Origin of the sequence: Sporosarcina sp. 179-K 3D1 HS (assembly GCF_047228905.1) — a bacterium.
Taxonomy (GTDB): domain Bacteria; phylum Bacillota; class Bacilli; order Bacillales_A; family Planococcaceae; genus Sporosarcina.
Genome location: NZ_JBFEGI010000004.1, coordinates 41523 through 62256, shown reverse-complemented (window position 1 = coordinate 62256; position 20734 = coordinate 41523). Strand labels below are relative to the sequence as shown.

Sequence of the window (20734 nt, the reverse complement as noted above, 5' to 3'; positions counted from 1 at the left end):
ACCAAAGGGGGTGATTGAATGTTGTATAGTCGGGAATTTCAAAAAAAGGTTGTGGACGAAGTTACTCGAAGAATAAAAGCCTTGGAGAATGAACCATATGTACCGATCGGAGTATCTAATCGGCATATTCATCTAAGCCAAATAGATCTGGAAACACTTTTCGGTGAAGGTTATCAATTAACGAAAATGAGAGATTTAAAACACCCCGGAAATTTTGCCGCCAATGAAACGGTAACTCTTGTGGGGCCAAAAGGAGAAATAACAGGTGTCAGGATACTTGGCCCTGTCCGGAGTGAAACGCAAGTCGAAATATCAATTACTGACAGTTTTCCACTTGGCCTATCAATCCCTGTCCGAGATTCCGGAAACATTGCCGGCACACCGGGGATTATTGTCAAAGGACCAAAAGGCACATTGGATTTAAAAGAAGGAGTCATTGCCGCACGACGGCACATACATGTACCACCGGAATTTGCTGAGAAGTTTCAACTGAAGGATCGAGACATCGTTACAGTCGAAATTGACGGTGAACGAAAAACAATTTTTGAAAACGTTTTAATTCGGGTTTCCGATAAATTTGTATTAGAGATGCATTTGGATACGGATGAAGCAAATGCATGCGGAATTAAAAACGGTGATGTAGGAATAATCCGGAAAGGCCAAGAAAATTTATGTCCGTAGATTTACTGAAAGTCAATAACTGTTTAAATAGCTTAGCAAAATTAATAGATGAAAGACAAGTAAATGAATATAACGGTAATTTAAAAGTTGGTGTGGATCTTGGGACTGCGAATATCGTGCTAACCGTAGTAGATGATTCCGGAAAGCCGGTAGCCGGTGCCCTTTATCCTGCAAATGTCGTAAGGGACGGTTTGGTTATTGATTATATCGGAGCTATTAGAATTGTTAAAGAACTCAAGAAAGATGTTGAGAAATTACTTGGTATGACCCTGACAAGAGCGGCTACCGCTGTACCACCCGGCACGATCGGTGGAAATATGAAAGCAATGTCTAATGTGCTGGAAGCGGCAAATTTTGAAGTCACCGGTGTCGTTGATGAACCGACAGCTGCGGCTACGGTATTACAAGTTTCCGATGGCGCTGTTGTCGATGTTGGTGGGGGTACAACAGGTATTAGTATTCTGAAGAATGGAAAAGTCATCTATACAGCCGATGAACCAACAGGTGGAACGCATATGGGCTTAGTTATTGCCGGAAATTATAAGATCTCTTTTCTGGAAGCTGAAAAGATGAAAATTGATCCCAATAAGCAAAATGAACTTTTTCCGATAATAAAACCTGTTATAGAAAAAATGGCTCATATTGTAAAAAAACATATTGCCGGATATGAAATAGATAAAATCTACATTGTTGGTGGAGCAAGCTGCTTTGTAGAATTTGAAAAAGTTTTTTTAAAAGAGATTGGTATTGAAATAATTAAACCAGCCCATCCACATCTAATCACCCCATTGGGTATCGCTTTAAATGAATTCAAATAATGGCCAAGTAGCCAAATAAGCACTTTTGTGGAAGAGGAACTGACTCATGGAAAGGAGACGCAATAATGCCTCAATTAGATTATGATTTGCAAGCAATTCAAGAAATGAGAGAAGCTGTTCAAAACGCGAAAGAAGCACAATTACAATATTTAAAGTTCTCTCAACAAGAGGTTGATAGAATCGTCAAAAAGGTAGCGGATGCTGCATTTGCCAAATCGGCTGAATTAGCTGAATTAGCTGTTCAAGAAACAGAAATGGGTATTATTGAACATAAAAAACTTAAAAATGAACTTGGATCAAAAGGTGTCTATGAATCGATTCGAAATGAAAAGACGGTTGGTATCATCAAAGAAGATCCTGTGAATAAAATCATGGAAATCGCTGATCCATTTGGGATCATTGCCGGAATCATACCAACAACGAATCCAACTTCTACTGCTATTTTCAAAACATTGATTTCACTAAAAACTAGAAATGCGATTGTATTCAGTCCACATCCCAGTGCCGTAAAATGTACAATTGCCGCCTTAAAAATCTGCCAGGAGGCCGCGGACAGTGCAGGAGCACCTAAGGGCATAATCGGATGGATATCCAAGCCGGTCATGGCCGCCACTACTGAATTGATGAGCCATAAGGATGTCAAATTAATTTTGGCAACAGGGGGCGGGGGTCTGGTCAAGGCAGCTTATAGCTCCGGAAAACCGGCATATGGTGTAGGACCTGGGAATGTTCCTGTTTACATTGAAAAAACCGCAAATGTTAATAAAGCAGTAAAAATGATTGTGGATAGTAAATCATTTGATAATGGAACATTATGTTCATCAGAACAAGCGTTGGTTATCGACAGGGATATTAAACAAATGGTCATTAGTGAATTGAAAAATAATGGGGCCTATTTTTTAAATGAAAGTGAAAAGAGTTTAGTAGAAAAGGTAATCTCATCAGTCCCAGGTCAAATAAACCCTAAAATTGTAGGAAGAAGTGCGTTCAAAATTGCTGAAATGGCAGGCATTTCGGTGCCGGCTGAAACACGGGTGCTAATTGCCGAAGAAACAAAGGTTGGAAAAGAGATACCATTTTCAATGGAAAAACTCTCACCGATTTTAGCGTTGTACACCGTAAGTGATTCTTCTGAAGCGCAAGACATGTGTTTACAAATATTAAATCTTGGCGGGAGAGGTCATACGCTGGCTCTTCATACGAATAATGAAGATATTGCGGAAGATTTCGCGGTTGAAATGCCGGTTTCAAGGGTTCTTATTAATACTCTGTCTTCCATAGGCGCTGCCGGGGCAACGACAAATCTTATACCTACCTTAACACTTGGATGCGGTTCGTATGGTGGCAACATTACTTCAGATAATATCACTGCCCGTCATTTAATTAATACTAAACGAATGGCTTATGGCGTTAGGGAAGTTGAATTTTCAAAATCAACCGAATTCCGGCGTGAAACACCTTATTCAAATAATTCAACTAGTTTCGGACAAGTCATCAATACAGGTCACTCAACAGCAAAAATTGATGAGAATATAATTGCTGAAGTGGTCGAGCAAGTTATTAAAAAATTTCAATTGAATTAATAGGAGGAATATAAAATGAGTAGAGAAAAAGCTTCATTAGGAATGATTGAAACAAAAGGTCTTGTAGCATCTGTTGAGGCGGCTGATGCAATGTTGAAGGCAGCTAATGTAAATTTAGTCGGAAAAGAACATGTTGGCGGAGGGATTGTGACAGTAATGGTACGCGGTGATGTAGGTGCAATAAAAGCGGCAACAGAAGCTGGCTCAGCCGCTGCTCAGCGATTTGGAGAACTCCTCTCCGTACATGTCATTCCACGCCCACACGATGAATTGGAAATTATTTTACCGAAATTGGATGTTGAATCTTAATTCAGATGTTCAAGATAAGAAAAATAATTAAAGTTGGGGATTCGAATGATTAATCGCTCAATTATAGATGAAATCGTTGAAGAAGTGTTGAAAAAGCTAGAGGGGACATTTGATATAAGAGAAAGCAAAAAGAAACCAACCCTTCTCGTTATGAACGCATCGGACAAAGTTCTAATAGAACAACTGCAGAAACATTGGGAAGTTCTAGAGGCAACTTCGGCAAATGAATATATTTTAGAAAATGTTAACGAGGTACTATTTTTAGATGTCACTCAAGATTTACTTGTTAAAGGGGCAATCGGGATTTCCGATACACCTGAAAGTGAACTATTAGCGAAAGCATTGTTACGAGGCTTGCGAATCCATTTTGTACCTTCCCCATTGTTAGAATGGACGTTGGATGTTGATTATAACAAAGCGATGAACAAAGAGTATGCGAAGCATATTTTAAACTATAAAAAAGTGCTGGAAACTTTCGGTGTCCATATGACATCATTCACAAATTTTGTAATGATCCATTCCAATGTTACTAATGAGGAAAAAGTAGTTGCTAGCGACCATCAAATCACATTCCAGGGGAGACTTTTAACCAAAATGGATGTTGAGAAAATAAAGGATGACAAGATTTGTGTCTGTCAGTCAACAATAATTACCCCTTTAGCACGTGATGTCGCACGTGAATTAGGAAAAAGCATCGATGTTATTGACACAAAAGGGATGAAATTATAATGGAAATTGGTACAGTTATCGGTAATGTCTGGGCAACGAGGAAAAAGGAGGAATTACGGGGATTAAAGTTTTTAATTATCCAGCCGGAACTTCCAAAGGACTCAAGTGTTGAAAATGTAACATATATCGCTGTTGATCAGATTGGTGCTGGCGTGGGCGATAAAGTAATGGTTACTAAAGGAAGTTCCGCAGCGAATATAACACCGGATTCCAAGTTGCCCATCGATGCATTAATTATTGGCATTATTGATACAGTGGATGCCTGAAGGAGTGTGTAATGTGACTAAGGCATTGGGGATTATTGAAACAAGGGGTTTTGTCGGCTCAATTGAAGCAGCGGATGTAATGCTTAAAACTGCAGATGTCCAATTAGTAAAGGTGGAGAAAGTGTCCGCATTATTAGTTGCTGTTGTAGTAGAAGGAGATGTTAGTGCTGTAAGAGCAGCAGTAGATGTTGGGAAAATGGCCGCTAGTAGTGTTGGCGATTTTTTTGCAGCACACGTGATTCCCCGTCCTGATGAAGGAATACAAGGATTAATTCAATCTGAAGTAACGAAAATTATGGGCGGGAAATTTACGGCGAATAATGAAAGAAAAAATGACGGTGAACCTATAAAAAACATGCCAAAATCGGATATTGAACACACTTCGGAAAAGGTGGAAGAGGACTCACCTTCAGAACAGAAAATTGAATAGTACGGTAGATAATTTGAAGATTCGACTGAATTATAGGAGGAGAGGACATGGCTTTTAAGCGAAAAAAAATTGCTGTGATTGGTGCTGGATTTACGGGTGCCACGACTGCACTTATGTTGGCTCAGAAGGAACTTGGTGATGTCATTTTAGTTGATATTCCTTCCATGGCTAATTCGACAAAGGGTAAAGCACTGGATATGCAGCAAGCAAGTCCGGTGCAGAATTTTAACGCAAATATTATTGGAACCTCCAATTACGAGGACATACAAGGTGCTGATCTGGTTATTATCACGGCAGGTATTCCCCGTAAACCTGGGATGAGTCGAGCAGACCTTGTGGCAACCAATGCGGAAATCATGCGAAGCGTATCTGAAAACGTCGCTCAGTATGCCCCTGACAGCTATATTCTTGTTTTAAGTAATCCTGTAGATGCTATGACTTATGTTTGCTATAAAACAACCGGTTTCGCAAAGAACCGAGTCATCGGACAATCGGGTGTTTTAGATACTGCACGTTTTAATACATTTGTCGCTCAAGAGTTAAATGTATCCGTAGAGGATGTCTCTGGGTTCGTTCTCGGCGGTCATGGTGATGATATGGTCCCGTTAGTTCAATATTCTCATGTTGGTGGTATACCATTAGAGAAATTCATTCCCAAAGACAAACTTGATGCAATCGTTGAAAGAACAAGAAAAGGCGGTGGCGAAATTGTTAATCTCCTCGGACAAGGAAGTGCCTATTATGCACCAGCCGCATCACTTGTTCAAATGGCTGAAGCTATCCTTAAGGACAAAAAACGATTATTACCGGCAATTGCCTATTTAGAGGGTGAATACAATTTTCACCAAATTTACTTAGGGGTACCAACCATCCTAGGCGGCAACGGGATTGAAAGTGTCATTGAGCTTCCTTTAACAAATGAAGAAAGGGCAGCACTCGAAAAATCTGCCCAATCAGTGCAAAATGTGATGGCACTATTATAATCTATGCCTTGGCATTGTTCAATAAATTGATACCAAATGCAGTAGTCGATAAATGAAATAATAAAAATATAACAAGATCACTCACCTCCCCGTGCACTGTAGTGTATCTGCTTATCCGAATACATTATGGCATTCAGCGGGGGTGGAGAGTTCTTTCATTACATTTTTACGACTAGAGTACAGAGAAAGGGATGGTTCTTAAAATGCTGAAAGTGATGAATTATACGTCAAATCAATCCGGTCAATCTAATTATAAAACAAAAGATGCTACTTCTTTTACAAAAGCAATACATGAAAAATATCTGGAGTATCTAAACTTTGATGATAGGCAAGATTTTGAAGATGCAGATAGAGGCTTAATTGCTTCATATGAAAATGATATAGAAGATACGTTAAATGCAAATTCGCGAACATCTCCTGATACAGTAAATCCGAGCTTATGGAGAAACGTACAACTGCAAGCAAAGGCAGGCTTATATAAAGTAGTTGATGGAGTTTATCAAGTTCGTGGACTTGCAATTGCAACCACCATATTCGTAGAAGGAAAAACGGGTGTTATTGTAGTTGATACTTCAATTGGGATGGAATCCGCAAAAAAAGCTATTGAATTATATTATAGTCATCGCCCTAAGAAACCCGTTTCTGCAATCATTTTAAGTCATAGTCATATTGACCATTATGGAGGGACCAAGGCAATCCTTGAGTATGCAGAAGATCCGGATATTCCGATTATTGTTCCAGAGCATTTTACGAAAGAAGCATACAGTGAAAATGTTATGTTAGGACCAATCATGGGTCGCCGTGCAGTCTATCAATTCGGTCATGATCTGCCTACGGATGATAGAGGATATGTGAGTGCGGGAATTGGATCGGTTTGGGGTTCTAGAGATGCGTCGAGTGCCCAAGATGGATTTCAGCTGCCGAACGTAGAAATAACTAATGAATATGAAAGATTAGAAGTAGACGGAATAACTTTCCAGTTTTTATTAGCTCCGAATACAGAAGCACCTGCTGAAATGCATTTTTATATTAAAGATTACAAAACGTTGTTCCTATCGGAAAATACGAATAAGGCGATGCACCAAATTTACACGATTAGAGGAGCAAAAACTAGAGACACTTTACAATGGGTTGGGAAAATCGACCAAACAATTGAATTGTTTGGGAACAAAGAAATTGATGCTTTACTGCTAATACATGGTTGGCCGATCTGGGGCAAAGAACGTATACTTGACCATTTAAGAAAGCAACGTGATCAATTCAAATTTACTCATGATCAAACAGTTAGACTGGCGAACCATGGGTATACGATGGAAGAAATTGCAGAAATGCTTGTACTGCCAGATCCACTAGCTAAACACTGGGCAAACCGGGAATATTACGGAACTGTAAGTCTTAATTCCAAAGGTGTTTATACGTATTATCTAGGGTTTTATAACGGGCACCCATCTGATTTAAATCCACTTCCACAAGTTGAAGCGGGGAAAAAATTTGTGCAATATATGGGCGGTACTGCTAATATTATGAGACAAGCGAAGGCAGATTATGAAAAAGGAGAGTATCGTTGGGTCGCTCAAGTTTTAAAACATGTTGTTATGGGTCACCCGGAAAATATGGAAGCCAAAAATTTATTGGCCGATGCATTTGAACAATTGGGATATCAAACCGAATCATCTAACTGGAGGAACGCTTATCTTATGGGGGCAATGGAGTTACGAAATGGATTACTTAAAAAGGATCCAGCTCCTAAAAAAGTGACGGAAATGACACATAGAATACCGTATTATGAGTACTGTAAGTTGCTAGCCGTCAGGCTGAATGGACCAAAAGCAGATGGAATAAAAATCAACATAAATGTCTCCCTGTCTGATTCTGGGGATCAATTTACGATTCACCTGGAAAATTCCGTATTGAATATTAAAAAAGAGTTGGATTCGAATGCCGATGTCTCATTGACAACTGACAAATCTACATTCTATGAAATCACAGGCGGAGACCAAAATTTGGGACAAGCAAAAGCTCTCAATAAAGTAAAGTTTTCAGGGGATGAAAATAAGTTCAGTGAATTTTTATCACTTTTGGACGACTTTGACAATCCTATAAATATTGTGATTCCTTAAACATGTCACGTAAATTATGCTTACTGTTGTAAAAGAAATACTTCATTTGGGATTAACGTATGATTTGCTTGTTCGGAGATAGAAGGTTGGATGAAAGGCTAAGCCCCTATTTAAAAGAGAAGAAGATTAATGGGCAGTGTTTAGTCGTCATCCAACTCTGAACAATAAACACTGATTAATTCCAATTCAAAAATAAAAATAGAAAGGGTGATTTAAATGAACAAAAAAATCAAATTAAAAGCAGTCTTAGTAATCCTTGTTGTTTCAGTATTATTTTTATCAGCTTGTAGTTCAACGCCTACTAATGGTGCTAATGCCGCTGGAGAAGAACAGGTATACACTTTAAAACTGGCATCGGCGATTGGTGATTGGACTAATCTTTTTGTAGGTGCGGAAGACTTTAAAAGAGCGGTAGAAGAGCGATCGGAAGGAAGAATTAAAGTTGAGCTTTTCCCTGATGCGCAATTGGGCGATGAAAGGGAGATCCTTGAATCGTTGCAAACCGGAAATATAGAATTGGCATACGCTAGTACGATTACCTTTAATAGTTTTGATGAAAGAATAATGTTTCTAGATTTGCCTTATCTTTTCGAGGATTACGATGAAGCAGAGAAGGCGATGGATGGTACAATTGGAGACGCTGCAAGGGATGTAATGATAGATAAGGGGGTTCGCCCTCTTGCATTTGGGCATGGCGAGTTTAGGTGGATTAATTCAAGAAATAAACCTATAAGTGTGCCATCTGATATGAAAGGGACGCAATTTCGTGTACCCCTGTCAAATATTTTAGTGAAGTACTATACTTCTATGGGCGTCAATGCAGTTACCATGGGCAACTCGGAGGTTTATACGGCTTTACAGCAGGGAGTTGTTGATGGTTATGATAATGGAGCGGAGTTAGTTTTATTGCAAAAATTTTATGAAAATACGAAGTACAGCACTATGACTAATCATAATTATTACCCAATGACTGTAAGTGTTAGCGAAAAAGTGTGGAATACTTTACCGGAAGATTTACAAAGTATTTTAGAATCAGAAGCACAAAACGCGATGGAAGCAGAACGTCAAGCGTTTAAAAATGCTGTTCCAGATAATATCCAAAAACTTAAAGATAACGGAATAGAAATAATTGAGTTATCTGAAGCCGAAAAGGAGCAATGGAGGCAAGCAGCCCAACCTTTATATGATCAAATTGCGGATGTAGTAGGAGAAGAATTATATCAATTAGTGCTTGAAGAAAAAGAAAATGACTTCTCTAAATAAAATATTTTTAAAAAATCAGTTATTACATGGATTTTACCCTTTTGACGAATATATTTGGGAGTATGCTGAAGGGACTGTCTTGCCGTATGAACAAGCAAGAGTACAGAAATCCTCTTGTCATCCGGGTATTCCTTCGGCAGCAGGAAGGAATGTATTGTACCAAATCACATCGTGCACCCCGACACCATAGGATCGTTAGCATATGCCAGCCTCAGGTCCGTCCCATCGTCTACTGTCAGGCAAAAAAATCTATCGATGAGAATAGGACAAAGGTTGCCATCAGTGTGATGGACGGATTTGTATTGGTGGGGAAACTTGGCTGGGATAGCTATAACAATTCGGGATTCTATTACGGAAAGTTTCAGCAATCTACTAAGAAGAATCAAAAAGGGAATCTAAATATGAGGTGATGTCGTTAATGAGAGCGCTTGCAAAGGGTATTGACTTTTTATTATTTTTGTTAGTAATATCTCTTACTATAGTAATTTTTCTCAATATAGTTCTTCGCTCTGTATACTCTCTTACTTGGAGTGGAGAATTAGCAGGAATAATTTTAATGTGGATTGTATATTTCGGCCTGGTAAATAGTTTTTATTATGAGGCACATGTTCGAATAGATATTATAGATGAAATTATTCACTCAAAAAAAATAAAGAAGGTTATTCAATTTATTTTTTATAATATCTTTGGTTTTGTTTTCGGAATTTACCTGAGCCTATTCTCCTATCAATTATTTCAAAATTATTTACAGACGTCTCAACTGACGGTAATTTTACGTTGGCCACTTTACCTTATTGTCCTTCCTTTTTTATTAGGCGGACTATTAACAAGTTGTTATTTCCTAATAACAATTATCAGACATCTTAGAGTATTTATTAAAGGAAGTAATAAAGCTTCCAGACAATAGATTTGTTACAGTCATTTAGTAAACTTTTTAGTTTTACTAAGATTGAAGAGAATTCCCTTTGTAAGGGAATTAACCAAATAAAAGCGTTCTGAGGAAAGCCTTCAAACATTTAAGTATAGAAACTTTATTTTACTGGGGGGAGAATGAATTAATGGGACTAATGTTGCTAACCTTTTTAATATTTTTACTTGCCGGAGCACCTATTGTTTTTTCATTTGCTTTTTCATCAATAATTTATTTAATATTAAACCCAAATATGGCTTCCATATTGCCACCAATATTATATTCATCTTTAGATTCTTTTCCTCTTTTAGCAATTCCTCTTTTTTTATACGCAGGTGATATTATGTCAGAAGGGGGAATTTCTAAGAATATAATTGCTTTTGCATCCGTAATGATCGGTAAAGTTAGAGGATACTTAGGGGCAATAACAGTCTTTTCATGTGCATTCTTTGCAGCAATATCAGGATCAGGTGTGGCAACTGTAGGTGCAATAGGGAAAATGATGATTCCGGAAATGGTTAAAAACGGCTACCCAAGGGGCTATGCTTCAGTATTAACTGCTACAGCGGCGTTTTTAGGAGTTATTATACCCCCAAGTATACCTATGATTTTATATGGTTATATGTCTAACACTTCTATTGCGGAATTATTTATCGGTGGCATTATACCAGGAATAATCCTAGTACTACTTTTTTTAATCATTAATTATTTTTATTCCAATAAATTTCAAAAAAATAATGATTCCTTTGAATCAAACTATCAAGAAGAATTAGAAATTAAGCAAAATAAATTTTTCTCAATTATTAAAACGGCAAGATCTTCTATTATGGCTCTACTAATGCCAGTTATTATCCTAGGGGGAATCTACTCAGGAATTTTCACGCCAACAGAAGCTGCTGCTGTTTCAGTTGTTTATGCTATTTTAATTGGATTTTTTGTCTATAGAGACTTGAATCTAAAAATATTTTATTCTCTAACAAAAAATACAGCATATACTACTACATTTCTAATGATTACATTAGTTTTTGCGACTGTATTTTCTAGAATTCTTACGGTAGAACAGATACCGAAAAAATTGGCTGAATTTATGGTTAATCTATTTCCAGCAGAATGGATGATCATAGTAACTATTATAGTCTTTCTACTAGTATTAGGAATGTTAATGGACACAGTAACAAGTGTAATTATCGCGACGCCGATCTTGGTTCCCATAGCAACCACTATTGGTTTGGATTTGGTGCATTTCGGAGTGGTTTTAACTTTGTTATTAGCAATTGGTCAAATTACACCGCCCATGGCGATCAATTTATTCTTATCATCGCAAATATCTGGAGCAACTTTTAAAGAACAATTATCTTATCTGGTTCCTTTTATAATTGGTTCACTTTTTGTTGCTATCCTATTAACCTTTATACCAATTATTGTTTTATTTTTACCTGGTTTTCTTTAAGAGTCTGTTCAACCCCTTCATGTCATTACGGACAGCTCAATAAACGGAAATGAAGGGAGTAGTTGAAAAGACATCATGGGCTTGGGAGGTATTATTTCAGAACAGTAGGGATCAATAAAGACGTGGTTCGAGACTACACTCGGAAGCAAGAAGAAGATCATCGAACTTTAACTGGAGATCTACAGGGGAATGTTGAAAGTCTAGTGGTTACGCAATCAAGAAACTGTGTACTATGAATTGAGAAACGTCCGGATTGTTTTATCTAACTGCTTGCGAAGAGTAGTTAGTTGTTGGATTGAATTGCTCATCAAATCCAAACGAATGGCTTGTTGGCGCTCAATATGCGTCTTCCTTTCTCATACTTAAGACTATTTCCAACTTCCTGTAATTCATCGATTTTGGATTACATAACATATCGCCGGCGATTCATGGTTATTAAATAGCTGACGAGTGTTGTATGAAAATCCTCCCCAATTATTTGGAAATACTTAAGTTCATTTAGATAGTAATCTTAACGATTATAAAAGAGGAGGAATTTATTGTGAAAATTATAGCTGCAGTAGTCAACGGAGTTAACGAAGAATATGTTCTTGAGGAATTAACACTTGGTGAACTTTATTCCGACGAAGTAATTGTGAAAATGGTTGCAACTGGTATTTGTCAATCAGATGAGGCGCTGCGTGTAGGCGCTGAAGCATATCCAATGCCTGCCGTCCTTGGTCATGAAGGTGCTGGTATTATTGAAAAGGTTGGAAGCGCTGTCAAGGATTTTGCTGTGGGAGATCAAGTTGTAATGGCGTATAATTATTGTGGTACATGTCCGAGTTGCCGAACGGGGCATCCTGCGGTCTGTACCGAATGGGCAGCATTAAATTTTTCTGGCAATCGTTCAGACGGCAGTTATACTTTTTATAAAGCAGATGGGACACCAGTGTCAAATTTCTTTACACAAAGTTCTTTTGCGACATATACAATTACCAATTCAAAGAATTTAATTAAAGTTGATCCGGAAGCTGATCTGCGTTTAATTGGCCCTTTAGGCTGTGGCTTATTAACGGGATTTGGCACCGTAGTCAATGGCTTACAACCACAAACTGGTTCATCTATTGCTATATTTGGTACGGGAGCGGTTGGACTTGGTGCACTGATGACAGCAAAAATTGTAGGTTGTTCAACTATAATTGCAATTGATATTCATAACTCTCGTTTGGAAACAGCTAGTGAGCTTGGTGCAACCCATACAATAAATAGTAAAACCGAGAATCTCCAAGAGCGGATAGATGAAATTACAGGTGGACGAGGAGTTAACTATTCAATCGATACAACAGGAATTTCCTCTATTATGAAAGCATCCATTGATATTCTTGCACTGGGTGGTAGTTTTGCACCTTTAGCTGTAAAACCAAACTCACTTGAACTTAAACCTTTTACAGATTTAATAATGTCAAACCGTAAAGTAGTAGGTGTTTTGATGGGTGATTCAGTTCCACAACTTGCGATTCCGCAACTTATTCAATATCATAAACAAGGGAAATTCCCGTTTGATAAATTCGTGAAGTTCTATAAATTCAATGAATTTAATCAAGCGGCTGCAGATTCTAATAGCGGTGAAACTATTAAACCGGTAATAATTATTGATGAGAGCTACCGTAGTCGTAATGATGAACCATTAATTGTTTTTAATAAATATTTTAACTAATTGGAAAGATCCGGCGTGTGTACATCTTACTTTAAGCGTCAAATAATCCCCATCTGGAAAACAGGTGGGGTTTATTTGACGCTTACATAGTTATAGGGGAGAAAGGCTTCGATTTGATGGTCATAGTGTTCGCATTGGTCATCTTTTCAGGGATGATTCATGCGCTGTGGAATTTATTTGCAAAAAAAGGGTGTTGCTATGGCACCAGCGGGAGTTTTTGTCGATCGTCTACGCCAATTTTGGCAATGACATTAAGACACTTGTATCGAATCCTTTCAATATCGCAGAATCCGTAAAAGCTGCAGACCTCGTTGTCGGGGCCGTGTTAATTCCGGGAGCCAAAGCACCGAAGCTTGTTTCGGAGGAGGTAGTGAAATCCATGAAACCTGGTTCCGTACTAGTTGATATCGCAATCGACCAAGGAGGCATCTTTGCAACCTCGGACCGGGTAACCACTCATGACAATCCGACTTACGTTAAACATGGGGTTATCCATTATGCAGTGACGAATATGCCAGGAGCAGTTCCTCAAACTTCTACAATGGCATTGACGAACGTCACAGTTCCTTATGCGCTTCAAATTGCTAACAAAGGATACCGACAAGCATGTTTAGACAATCCATCTCTCCTAAAAGGCATCAATACATTAAATGGTCACGTAACCTATCAAGCAGTTGCCGACGAGCAAGGGTTGGATTAAGTATCCGCTGAGTCGCTGTTGAATGAATCCAATCTTGTTACGAATAGATAAGAGTGCATGTGAAATTGAAAATTAAGCGAAATAACCTGCAGACACTTCTTAATAGAAGGGTTGCAGGTTTATTTGTGCATCGGGCCCTATTCATCATGACAGAAAGTGAAGTTCACAAAAAATTCGGCTATATATCTAGTGGTCTGAAAATGGCGAGTGAAGTCACCAAACTGACCCACAGTCAAATCATCTTGCAATACTCCCAATATAAGATAACAAATGACTTTTTTTAACCGAAAATTTTATAAGACTTTTTGTAGAATATCATTATAAAACGGCATATTTTATGGAAGGAGGATTGACTAGGCCACTTTCAGAATTACCTGGTAATCGTATACCGTCTATGCTATGGTCGCACCTTCTAGAGGAGGCCCCATCTATACTTTAGTCCACAAAGACGAAAAATTGCCGCGTACCCAATCCTTATTAACTCATATCTTCACTATCTAGCCAGTGAACATGGAATGGCACCATTTTATTGGGAACTCTGCATCTGTAAATGGCGAGGAGAGCTGACTGATGAATAAGCAAGTGATTTTGATCGGAAACGGTGGGCATGCCGCTGTATTGACTGAGATTCTTCTTCAGCAGAGGTTCGATATCCTGGGATTTACAGCCCCGATGCCGCAGGAAAATCGGTTTGGCATCCCTTATTTAGGAACGGACGAAGTGATAGGATCCTTCCCCTGCGATCAAGTTGAGTTGGTTCTCGGTTTTGGCTCGATCGATAATACAGATAGTCGGAAAAGGGTCTTTCAACATTTCAAGGTAAAAGGGTATTCTTTTGCGACGTTGATTCATAGGAATGCCCTCATTTCTCCTTACGCCACTTTGGGGGAAGGCGTCCAAATTATGGCGGGTGCGGTTGTTCAGGCTTTCGCTACGATTGCCGATAATACGATCATCAACACCAATGCAAGTATTGACCATGACTGCTCCATCGGCCAGCATTGCCATATTGCCCCGGGGGTGACTTGTTCGGGAAGCGTGACAATCGGCGATTCCTCGCATATCGGAACGGGGGCCATCCTTATCCAAAAGGTACGTCTGGGCAGTCATGTATTGGTCGGGTCCGGTTCGGTAGTCTTGCGTGACATTCGTGACTACGCAAAGGCGTATGGGGTCCCGGCGAAGGAAGTCTTGTGAATCATACAAAACTCACAGCTGTATCCATTTTTGAAGCGGGGCATTATAAATCAGAACAATCAATCTGTAAAGAGACTGGTAAAAAAGATAAAACCCCAAAAAAGCCAGTTATCATAAAATTGAGATAATAACCACTTGCTTAATAAGTACAAATTGCTTACAATCTAATTATAGGGAGGGAGAATCATAAAAATGGTAAATATTGAGGTGTCGACAACGATTAATGGTTCTACCTATCAGCAATTTGGAAAAGAGATTTTGATTACGCAAATGAAATTCCAGACACTTAGGTACTTATTCGACATTGACTATGATGTCCAGCGGCAGTTGGATATTCAACGAAGAAGGGAAATCCGGAATTTCATCCTCGCTTCTTTGGAAGCGGATGAACCGTTTTATTTTTCCCCGTTTGTCTTTTCTAGCCGGGATTCGCTCGACCGGACCGACGATGGTTTCGAGCTAATGCCGGGTAGGAAATTATACATAAGCGACGGCCAGCATCGTATGTCCGCATTGCTATCCGCTCATAGTCAGTTGACGCTCAAACGCGAAGCGGCCGAGGAGGCGGGGAAGTTTTCGGAGGCGGAAGAGTTGGAAGAGCATCTGGCAAGGATTGAATCCTATCCGATTTCCATGCAAATCTACCTATCTTTATCCAGAGAAGAGGAGAGACAGATGTTCTCCGATCTGAATTCGGAGCGGCGTGATGCCCATAGCGGATTGATCGTCAAGTATGATCAGCGGGATTCCTATAGCCGGTTGACACGGGAAGTGGCAGACCTTCTGAAAGAGGAGATCGAGGTCGAGATGGAGCTTTCCCGACTGACTTCCAAAAATTCAGCGCTGACTTCATTGACAACCATGCGGAAGTGCATGATTGCTTTGCTGGAAGGGAATGTCATCGTCAAGCCGGGAGACCCCTATCGGCTGACCAGCAAAAGGGAAGCGCTTACATATGGAAGGCACTTTTTTATGTCTTGGAAGAGCCTATTCCCGAAACGGGTTCCGAAACATCAGCAATCTGTCTACAAGCTGAGCGGGATTCAAATTGCATTAGCCCTGACTGCGGCTACGTTGCGGAAAGAACATGGCATGACTCATATCGAAGCAATCGATCAATTGAAACACTTGAACAAACAATGTACTTGGAGAGCGGATGATCCGTTGTTCATTCATTTATACGATCCAACGACGCATTGTCTAAGGAATCATTCGAATTCCACAGCCATCAAGCGGACAACGGTAGGATTTTTGCGGGCGATCCGAAAAGAAATGGAGGAGAGCCGGTGATTATTCATGATGTGTTTGAAAAGAAGCAGATGATCCTTAATTTTAAAATCATGGATTTGCTTCAAATGTTGTCTGACCAGCGTTTGACCATCCGTCGTCAAAATAAGGAACAAATCCGGATGATCCGCAATTACATCCTCGATAATTTACCTACACAGCAAGTGTACTTACCACCCCTTGTCGCTTACACGGACGAGACACTTGAGGACGGAAGACCACCGACCCGGCTTCATTTGATCGACGGTACGCAAAGGCTGCAGGCGTTCGTCGAGCTGGATGCCTATGTGAATCGATCATTCATGAGTGAGGATGAAGAGGAGCAGAAGAAAGTTATTCATTTGATGTACCGGTTTGAAGCGCTGGAAATTGCCGTACAAGTATACGAAGGGATGGGAGAGGACGAGGCGTCTCAATTATTTGTGGATTTGAACACAAAAGGGAAGAAAGTCGCCCTGTCGAAGCGGATTGCCTATGACTCCAGGAGTTCGATCAATCAGATTACAAACCGACTCCTGCAACAACATACGATGCTCCGGGAAGCTGGAGTGGATGAGGAAAAGGTGGCCATCGTTCGGCCGAACAATAAACACTTGCTGTCCTTATCACAACTGCGCCGGATCATCGGGTATTTCATGGCAGGCAAGACAATTTCAAGCAGGCTGAGCATGGATGTGGAAAGCATCATGTCTGAAGAGGAGAACATTGCATTGATCTCCACATGGTTCGATGAGTTGTTTTCCTTGTATCCAGCCGATTCGATCGGGGACTATGAAGTTTCCATGTTAGCGGGGTTTCCGTTGTTGTATGCAGTCGCGGTGTATGCGACCGATGGGTTGGAGGAGCTGTCCTTCGATGAAAAGCAAGCAGAGGTCGTTCGACGGATGCGAAAGTTGGCGAAGGTTGATTGGTCCCGAAACCAAGAGGACTGGCTTGATTTCAACGGACGGTTCAGAGGGAAGGAGAACTATTTTTATCTGTCGAGCGACAAGCGAAATATTGAGGCGCTTGTAGCGTGGCTGACCCGTAAAGGAGGTGAGTGACGTGTGAAAAAGCATGCAGAAATAAGAATCCCCGAGTGTTAAGTCTTGGACGGACCCACTCGAGGATAGAACGTCGGCGTATACCAACGTTACTGTTAGTATACGCCTTTTTTTTTGGAAATGATAGAAGCAAGTAAAAAAAGGAGGACTGACAGGGATGATTCGAACAGAATTCGTATTAACGCACGACACGGCTGTTTTTCTGCCGATGTATGATGGGACTGGAAAGCTTTGCACGCTAGTGATGGAAAACGGGGAAATGATTGAAGTGGCGATAAAGCCGAATGCACTGATGGATCGGACTTTGCAATACTACGGGTCGAGTTTGCAAGGGGCTAGTGACGGGGCCAAATACATACTAGGGAATACACAGATGAACCCGGTATGGATCAGTGACTCGATCATCTGGTTTCCGAGCAAGTCGGCGGCGAGCGACGATTGCGTCTGGCTTGCCTTGCATCATGTAGAACGCTATGTGCCTTGTGGGAAAGAGGAGACGGAAGTGACCCTGAGCACGGGCAGCAAGGTCGTCATCAAATGCAGTTATTATTCGTTCGACAAGAAAGTGCAACGTGCCTATAAACTGAAAGGGACCATCAATAAAAGGCTGGAACTAAGCGCAGCGACGGTAGTGAAAGAAAACATCGTCTGTTACAGTATTTCCAAGGAGGAAAACAGTGTCCATTATGAAATAAAGTCTTTGGATTAAAGTTTAGTAATACGAAAAAAAACCGTTATGTCCATTAGGATTAACGGTTTTTTATGTAGGGCAAACTTGAACGTATCATCACCCCTGCAAATACTCCTTCACCACCTTCGACACAACTTTTCCCTCCGCACGGCCGCCGACTTCTTTCATCATCAACCCGACTGCCTGCCCCATTGGCATGTCTTTCGCGATGCCGAGCGACTGGATGAGAGCTTTCAATTCATCTTCCGTGAGTTGTTTTGGCAAATAGGATTCGATAATGGTGATTTTCGCTTTTTCCGCTTCGGCTATGTCGTCCCGTCCCGCGTTTTGTGCTTCTTCCAGCGATTGTTTCGTCTGCTTCAACTCGCGTTGGACAATCTTGATCTCTTCTTCCTCCGTCAATTCGCGCTTCTGCTCGATCTCCTGATTTTGTAGACCCGCTCGTAGCAGGTTGACGACTCCTTTTTTTACAGAATCTTTTTCTTTCATTGCTGTTTTCATATCAGCCAGTAATCTTTCTTTTAGTGTAGTCATCGTAGGATTCCCTCATTTCTTAACATATCCTTTTCTCCAAGTTTAGCCGGAATTCTCTGAATCAAACCATAGGAACAACAGGAAAACGGTCCATCCGAACCGAATAAGAATGGATAAGGAGGAGGATACGATGACTACAGAACAGCTCTTACCGAGTACGGAAAAGAAACAAGGACCGATTGAAACACCGGTCAAAACTATCTTTAAGAAGTTTGCCAATCAACGAGATGTGTCGCTCGTCTATGGGGACCCGATTGAATTGGGTCTGAAAAAGGTCGTCCCTGTCGCCAAAGTGAGATACGGAGTAGGCGGCGGGAGTGACGGTACCGGTGGAGAAGGAGGCGGCGGTGGTTTTATGATCAACCCAATAGGCGTCTATGAGATTACACCGGAAGATGTGAAATTCAAATCGACAATCGATTGGAAAGTGCTTTTGGCTTTGACTGTTTGTACATTTGGATTGTTTTTGGTTTTGAAGATGGTGAAGAAGTGAGATTTATGGTTCTATACACGGCATGATTGCATAAATATTGGCGCCCAGGCCGGGCGTATGAAGTGGACTCTTTTAATAATGCCGAGCTTTTCGAGCTTGCGGATGGCGCGCCGGACAGTGGAATTGGATTTGCCGATTTCCTGTTCAATCGTCCCGTGTCTCAAGTGGGCGGCCCCATGTTGAGTGGAGTAGCGACGGATCGTGTAGAGGACGGTCCGTTCGGTGGCGGTAAGGTTGTTCCAGTGTTTTGCGACATGCCGCTTGACCGCCTCGTTCAAGTCCTGTGTGTCCGTGAAGTAAGTGAATTCTTCCAAATAGCTTGTCATGTCAATTCCCCCCTTTTGCCTTCTATATAGAAGGGCGGACGGGAGAGGGATACATCCATTTGGATTTAATTTAAAATAAAAAGCGTTGCGTCTCGAGGGGAGAAGCAACGCTTTTTGAGTGGTTATGGTTCTGAGTGTGCCAGTTCCACGAATCACCTTACCTGTTTCGCTTTCTTTCCTAAGTAATCCACAATCCCCATCGCACTGACGGACATATCGAGTTCAATCATTCGGTAGGCACTATGATCGTCCGGGATGCCAAGCTCCCGAAGATGGGTCCGAACCCGATTCAATAGACGCTCCGCCAACGCTTCATGGTCTTCTTCATTGGCAGCTGCCGCTTCGGCTTCTTCCATGAATAACTTGAGCCATTCGGACACTTGTTGCAACGTTTCCTTCGGCGTGTCGCTCATGCCGAAATGGCCGAAATACAACGCATCGAGGTTCTTCGCTGTAAATCGATCGATGGATTGCTGCATCATATCAGGGTCGAATTGATTCGGTGAAGTGGATGGCGGGAAGAACTCCACTCCGTCGCGAATCAAAGGCGCATAGCGGATGCCCGCCGTGTCTCCGATGAAAATGCCGTTGCTGACAGGGTCGTAAATCCCGATATGGTGATTGGCGTGTCCCGGCGTATCCCAGAACTCCAGCGTGCACGCTTCTCCGATTTTCAAAGTATCGCCTTCTGTCATCTCTAAAATCCGGTCTTCCGGAATCGGTACGACAGGCGCGAAAAGCGCATCGAATTTATCACCGTAGATCGCTCGTGCGCCCGCCACCAGTCGACTAGGATCCGCTAGATGCCGGGCCCCTCTTGGATGAACGATGACTTTAGCATTCGGACATTCAGTCATGAGCAGTCCGGCTCCTCCAGAATGATCCAAGTGGACATGTGTCGCAATGATGTACTTGATTTGGTCCAACGGAATCCCGAGTGCCTCCAACCCTTTTTTTACGTAAGGAATCGATGTGCTCGGTCCCGTATCGACCAATGTGATTTCTTCTTCCATGATGATATACGTCCCGGTCCGCTCTTCTAAACCAAGGTCGAATCCATCGATTATGTAGATTCGTTCGTTCAATTTGATCGGTTGTTTTGGCTGCATTCCACTTACCCCCAGTTGAATTAATAATTTTCATTCCCTCTACTTTAGTTTCTACAATTGGAAAGGTTCTCCTTGTTTTGTGACGGAAATGAGACTGGGATAGGTCGTTTTAT

Annotated in this window: 21 protein-coding genes and 1 pseudogene; 19 read left to right on the top strand and 3 right to left on the bottom strand. The window is 40.9% G+C overall.

Annotated features, from left to right (window positions below; translation table 11 throughout):
- The first annotated feature begins 18 nt into the window (after positions 1–18).
- From pduL to AB1K83_RS07600, 18 genes and pseudogenes are all read left to right on the top strand, one after another.
- Positions 19–681 (top strand): phosphate propanoyltransferase, encoded by a 663-nt coding sequence (gene pduL, locus AB1K83_RS07685; protein ID WP_413057592.1) that lies wholly within the window; start codon positions 19–21, stop codon positions 679–681.
- The gene (gene eutJ, locus AB1K83_RS07680) at positions 672–1499 is read left to right on the top strand and encodes an ethanolamine utilization protein EutJ (protein WP_413057591.1); all 828 of its coding nucleotides are present in this window, start codon (positions 672–674) and stop codon (positions 1497–1499) included. Before pduL ends, eutJ begins: the two co-directional genes overlap by 10 nt.
- Positions 1500–1564: 65 nt before the next feature.
- Positions 1565–3082: an aldehyde dehydrogenase family protein gene (locus tag AB1K83_RS07675; RefSeq protein WP_413057590.1), complete on the top strand. Its 1518-nt coding sequence runs from the start codon at positions 1565–1567 to the stop codon at positions 3080–3082.
- A gap of 15 nt (positions 3083–3097) precedes the next feature.
- A complete protein-coding gene (locus AB1K83_RS07670; protein ID WP_413057589.1) occupies positions 3098–3391 on the top strand; it encodes a BMC domain-containing protein in 294 nt (97 codons plus the stop codon).
- A gap of 45 nt (positions 3392–3436) precedes the next feature.
- Positions 3437–4120, top strand: a complete 684-nt coding sequence (locus tag AB1K83_RS07665; protein ID WP_413057588.1) for a hypothetical protein — start codon at positions 3437–3439, stop codon at positions 4118–4120.
- Positions 4120–4386: a EutN/CcmL family microcompartment protein gene (locus AB1K83_RS07660; RefSeq protein WP_413057587.1), complete on the top strand. Its 267-nt coding sequence runs from the start codon at positions 4120–4122 to the stop codon at positions 4384–4386. The genes AB1K83_RS07665 and AB1K83_RS07660 overlap by 1 nt, the downstream gene beginning before the upstream one ends.
- A gap of 13 nt (positions 4387–4399) precedes the next feature.
- The gene (locus AB1K83_RS07655; RefSeq protein WP_413057586.1) at positions 4400–4816 is read left to right on the top strand and encodes a BMC domain-containing protein; all 417 of its coding nucleotides are present in this window, start codon (positions 4400–4402) and stop codon (positions 4814–4816) included.
- A 47-nt stretch (positions 4817–4863) separates the two neighbouring features.
- On the top strand, positions 4864–5799 hold the full coding sequence (gene mdh / locus AB1K83_RS07650; RefSeq protein ID WP_413057585.1) for a malate dehydrogenase: 936 nt from the start codon (positions 4864–4866) through the stop codon (positions 5797–5799).
- 203 nt (positions 5800–6002) lie between these two features.
- Positions 6003–7919, top strand: coding sequence for an alkyl/aryl-sulfatase (locus AB1K83_RS07645; RefSeq protein WP_413057584.1), 1917 nt, complete (start codon positions 6003–6005; stop codon positions 7917–7919).
- A 216-nt stretch (positions 7920–8135) separates the two neighbouring features.
- Positions 8136–9182: a TRAP transporter substrate-binding protein gene (locus tag AB1K83_RS07640; RefSeq protein ID WP_413057583.1), complete on the top strand. Its 1047-nt coding sequence runs from the start codon at positions 8136–8138 to the stop codon at positions 9180–9182.
- 418 nt (positions 9183–9600) lie between these two features.
- Positions 9601–10089 (top strand): TRAP transporter small permease, encoded by a 489-nt coding sequence (locus AB1K83_RS07635; protein WP_413057582.1) that lies wholly within the window; start codon positions 9601–9603, stop codon positions 10087–10089.
- 151 nt (positions 10090–10240) lie between these two features.
- Positions 10241–11542, top strand: coding sequence for a TRAP transporter large permease (locus AB1K83_RS07630; RefSeq protein WP_413057581.1), 1302 nt, complete (start codon positions 10241–10243; stop codon positions 11540–11542).
- Positions 11543–12083: 541 nt separating this feature from the next.
- Positions 12084–13241 (top strand): NAD(P)-dependent alcohol dehydrogenase, encoded by a 1158-nt coding sequence (locus AB1K83_RS07625; RefSeq protein WP_413057580.1) that lies wholly within the window; start codon positions 12084–12086, stop codon positions 13239–13241.
- A gap of 238 nt (positions 13242–13479) precedes the next feature.
- Positions 13480–13941 (top strand): annotated as a pseudogene (locus AB1K83_RS07620) (alanine dehydrogenase); the annotation flags it as partial.
- 570 nt (positions 13942–14511) lie between these two features.
- Entirely contained in the window at positions 14512–15138 is a 627-nt protein-coding gene (locus AB1K83_RS07615; protein WP_413057579.1) for an acetyltransferase, read from the top strand.
- Positions 15139–15330: 192 nt separating this feature from the next.
- Entirely contained in the window at positions 15331–16428 is a 1098-nt protein-coding gene (locus tag AB1K83_RS07610; protein ID WP_413057578.1) for a DNA sulfur modification protein DndB, read from the top strand.
- Positions 16425–17468: a DNA sulfur modification protein DndB gene (locus tag AB1K83_RS07605; RefSeq protein ID WP_413057577.1), complete on the top strand. Its 1044-nt coding sequence runs from the start codon at positions 16425–16427 to the stop codon at positions 17466–17468. The genes AB1K83_RS07610 and AB1K83_RS07605 overlap by 4 nt, the downstream gene beginning before the upstream one ends.
- Positions 17469–17625: 157 nt before the next feature.
- Positions 17626–18177, top strand: coding sequence for a competence protein ComK (locus AB1K83_RS07600; RefSeq protein WP_413057576.1), 552 nt, complete (start codon positions 17626–17628; stop codon positions 18175–18177).
- Positions 18178–18255: 78 nt separating this feature from the next.
- Here the strand turns inward: AB1K83_RS07600 and AB1K83_RS07595 are convergent, their stop codons facing one another.
- On the bottom strand, positions 18256–18693 hold the full coding sequence (locus tag AB1K83_RS07595; protein ID WP_413057575.1) for a GatB/YqeY domain-containing protein: 438 nt from the start codon (positions 18691–18693) through the stop codon (positions 18256–18258).
- Between the two features lie 130 nt (positions 18694–18823).
- On the opposite strand from AB1K83_RS07595, the gene AB1K83_RS07590 reads away from it, so the two are divergent.
- The gene (locus AB1K83_RS07590; RefSeq protein WP_413057574.1) at positions 18824–19186 is read left to right on the top strand and encodes a hypothetical protein; all 363 of its coding nucleotides are present in this window, start codon (positions 18824–18826) and stop codon (positions 19184–19186) included.
- Between the two features lie 11 nt (positions 19187–19197).
- Here the strand turns inward: AB1K83_RS07590 and AB1K83_RS07585 are convergent, their stop codons facing one another.
- Positions 19198–19512, bottom strand: a complete 315-nt coding sequence (locus AB1K83_RS07585) for a helix-turn-helix domain-containing protein (protein WP_413057573.1) — start codon at positions 19510–19512, stop codon at positions 19198–19200.
- 152 nt (positions 19513–19664) lie between these two features.
- Positions 19665–20621 (bottom strand): MBL fold metallo-hydrolase, encoded by a 957-nt coding sequence (locus AB1K83_RS07580; RefSeq protein ID WP_413057572.1) that lies wholly within the window; start codon positions 20619–20621, stop codon positions 19665–19667.
- Positions 20622–20734: the final 113 nt, after the last annotated feature.

Bases quoted from the DNA above. Each gene is read 5' to 3' on its own strand.
- AB1K83_RS07590 (WP_413057574.1), top strand. From the start codon at position 18,824: ATGACTACAGAACAGCTCTTACCGAGTACGGAAAAGAAACAAGGACCG.
- mdh (WP_413057585.1), top strand. From the start codon at position 4,864: ATGGCTTTTAAGCGAAAAAAAATTGCTGTGATTGGTGCTGGATTTACG.
- AB1K83_RS07595 (WP_413057575.1), bottom strand. From the start codon at position 18,693: ATGACTACACTAAAAGAAAGATTACTGGCTGATATGAAAACAGCAATG.
- AB1K83_RS07635 (WP_413057582.1), top strand. From the start codon at position 9,601: ATGAGAGCGCTTGCAAAGGGTATTGACTTTTTATTATTTTTGTTAGTA.
- AB1K83_RS07600 (WP_413057576.1), top strand. From the start codon at position 17,626: ATGATTCGAACAGAATTCGTATTAACGCACGACACGGCTGTTTTTCTG.
- pduL (WP_413057592.1), top strand. From the start codon at position 19: ATGTTGTATAGTCGGGAATTTCAAAAAAAGGTTGTGGACGAAGTTACT.
- AB1K83_RS07630 (WP_413057581.1), top strand. From the start codon at position 10,241: ATGGGACTAATGTTGCTAACCTTTTTAATATTTTTACTTGCCGGAGCA.
- AB1K83_RS07585 (WP_413057573.1), bottom strand. From the start codon at position 19,512: ATGACAAGCTATTTGGAAGAATTCACTTACTTCACGGACACACAGGAC.
- AB1K83_RS07675 (WP_413057590.1), top strand. From the start codon at position 1,565: ATGCCTCAATTAGATTATGATTTGCAAGCAATTCAAGAAATGAGAGAA.
- AB1K83_RS07665 (WP_413057588.1), top strand. From the start codon at position 3,437: ATGATTAATCGCTCAATTATAGATGAAATCGTTGAAGAAGTGTTGAAA.
- AB1K83_RS07580 (WP_413057572.1), bottom strand. From the start codon at position 20,621: ATGCAGCCAAAACAACCGATCAAATTGAACGAACGAATCTACATAATC.
- eutJ (WP_413057591.1), top strand. From the start codon at position 672: ATGTCCGTAGATTTACTGAAAGTCAATAACTGTTTAAATAGCTTAGCA.
- AB1K83_RS07645 (WP_413057584.1), top strand. From the start codon at position 6,003: ATGCTGAAAGTGATGAATTATACGTCAAATCAATCCGGTCAATCTAAT.
- AB1K83_RS07640 (WP_413057583.1), top strand. From the start codon at position 8,136: ATGAACAAAAAAATCAAATTAAAAGCAGTCTTAGTAATCCTTGTTGTT.
- AB1K83_RS07670 (WP_413057589.1), top strand. From the start codon at position 3,098: ATGAGTAGAGAAAAAGCTTCATTAGGAATGATTGAAACAAAAGGTCTT.
- AB1K83_RS07610 (WP_413057578.1), top strand. From the start codon at position 15,331: ATGGTAAATATTGAGGTGTCGACAACGATTAATGGTTCTACCTATCAG.
- AB1K83_RS07615 (WP_413057579.1), top strand. From the start codon at position 14,512: ATGAATAAGCAAGTGATTTTGATCGGAAACGGTGGGCATGCCGCTGTA.
- AB1K83_RS07660 (WP_413057587.1), top strand. From the start codon at position 4,120: ATGGAAATTGGTACAGTTATCGGTAATGTCTGGGCAACGAGGAAAAAG.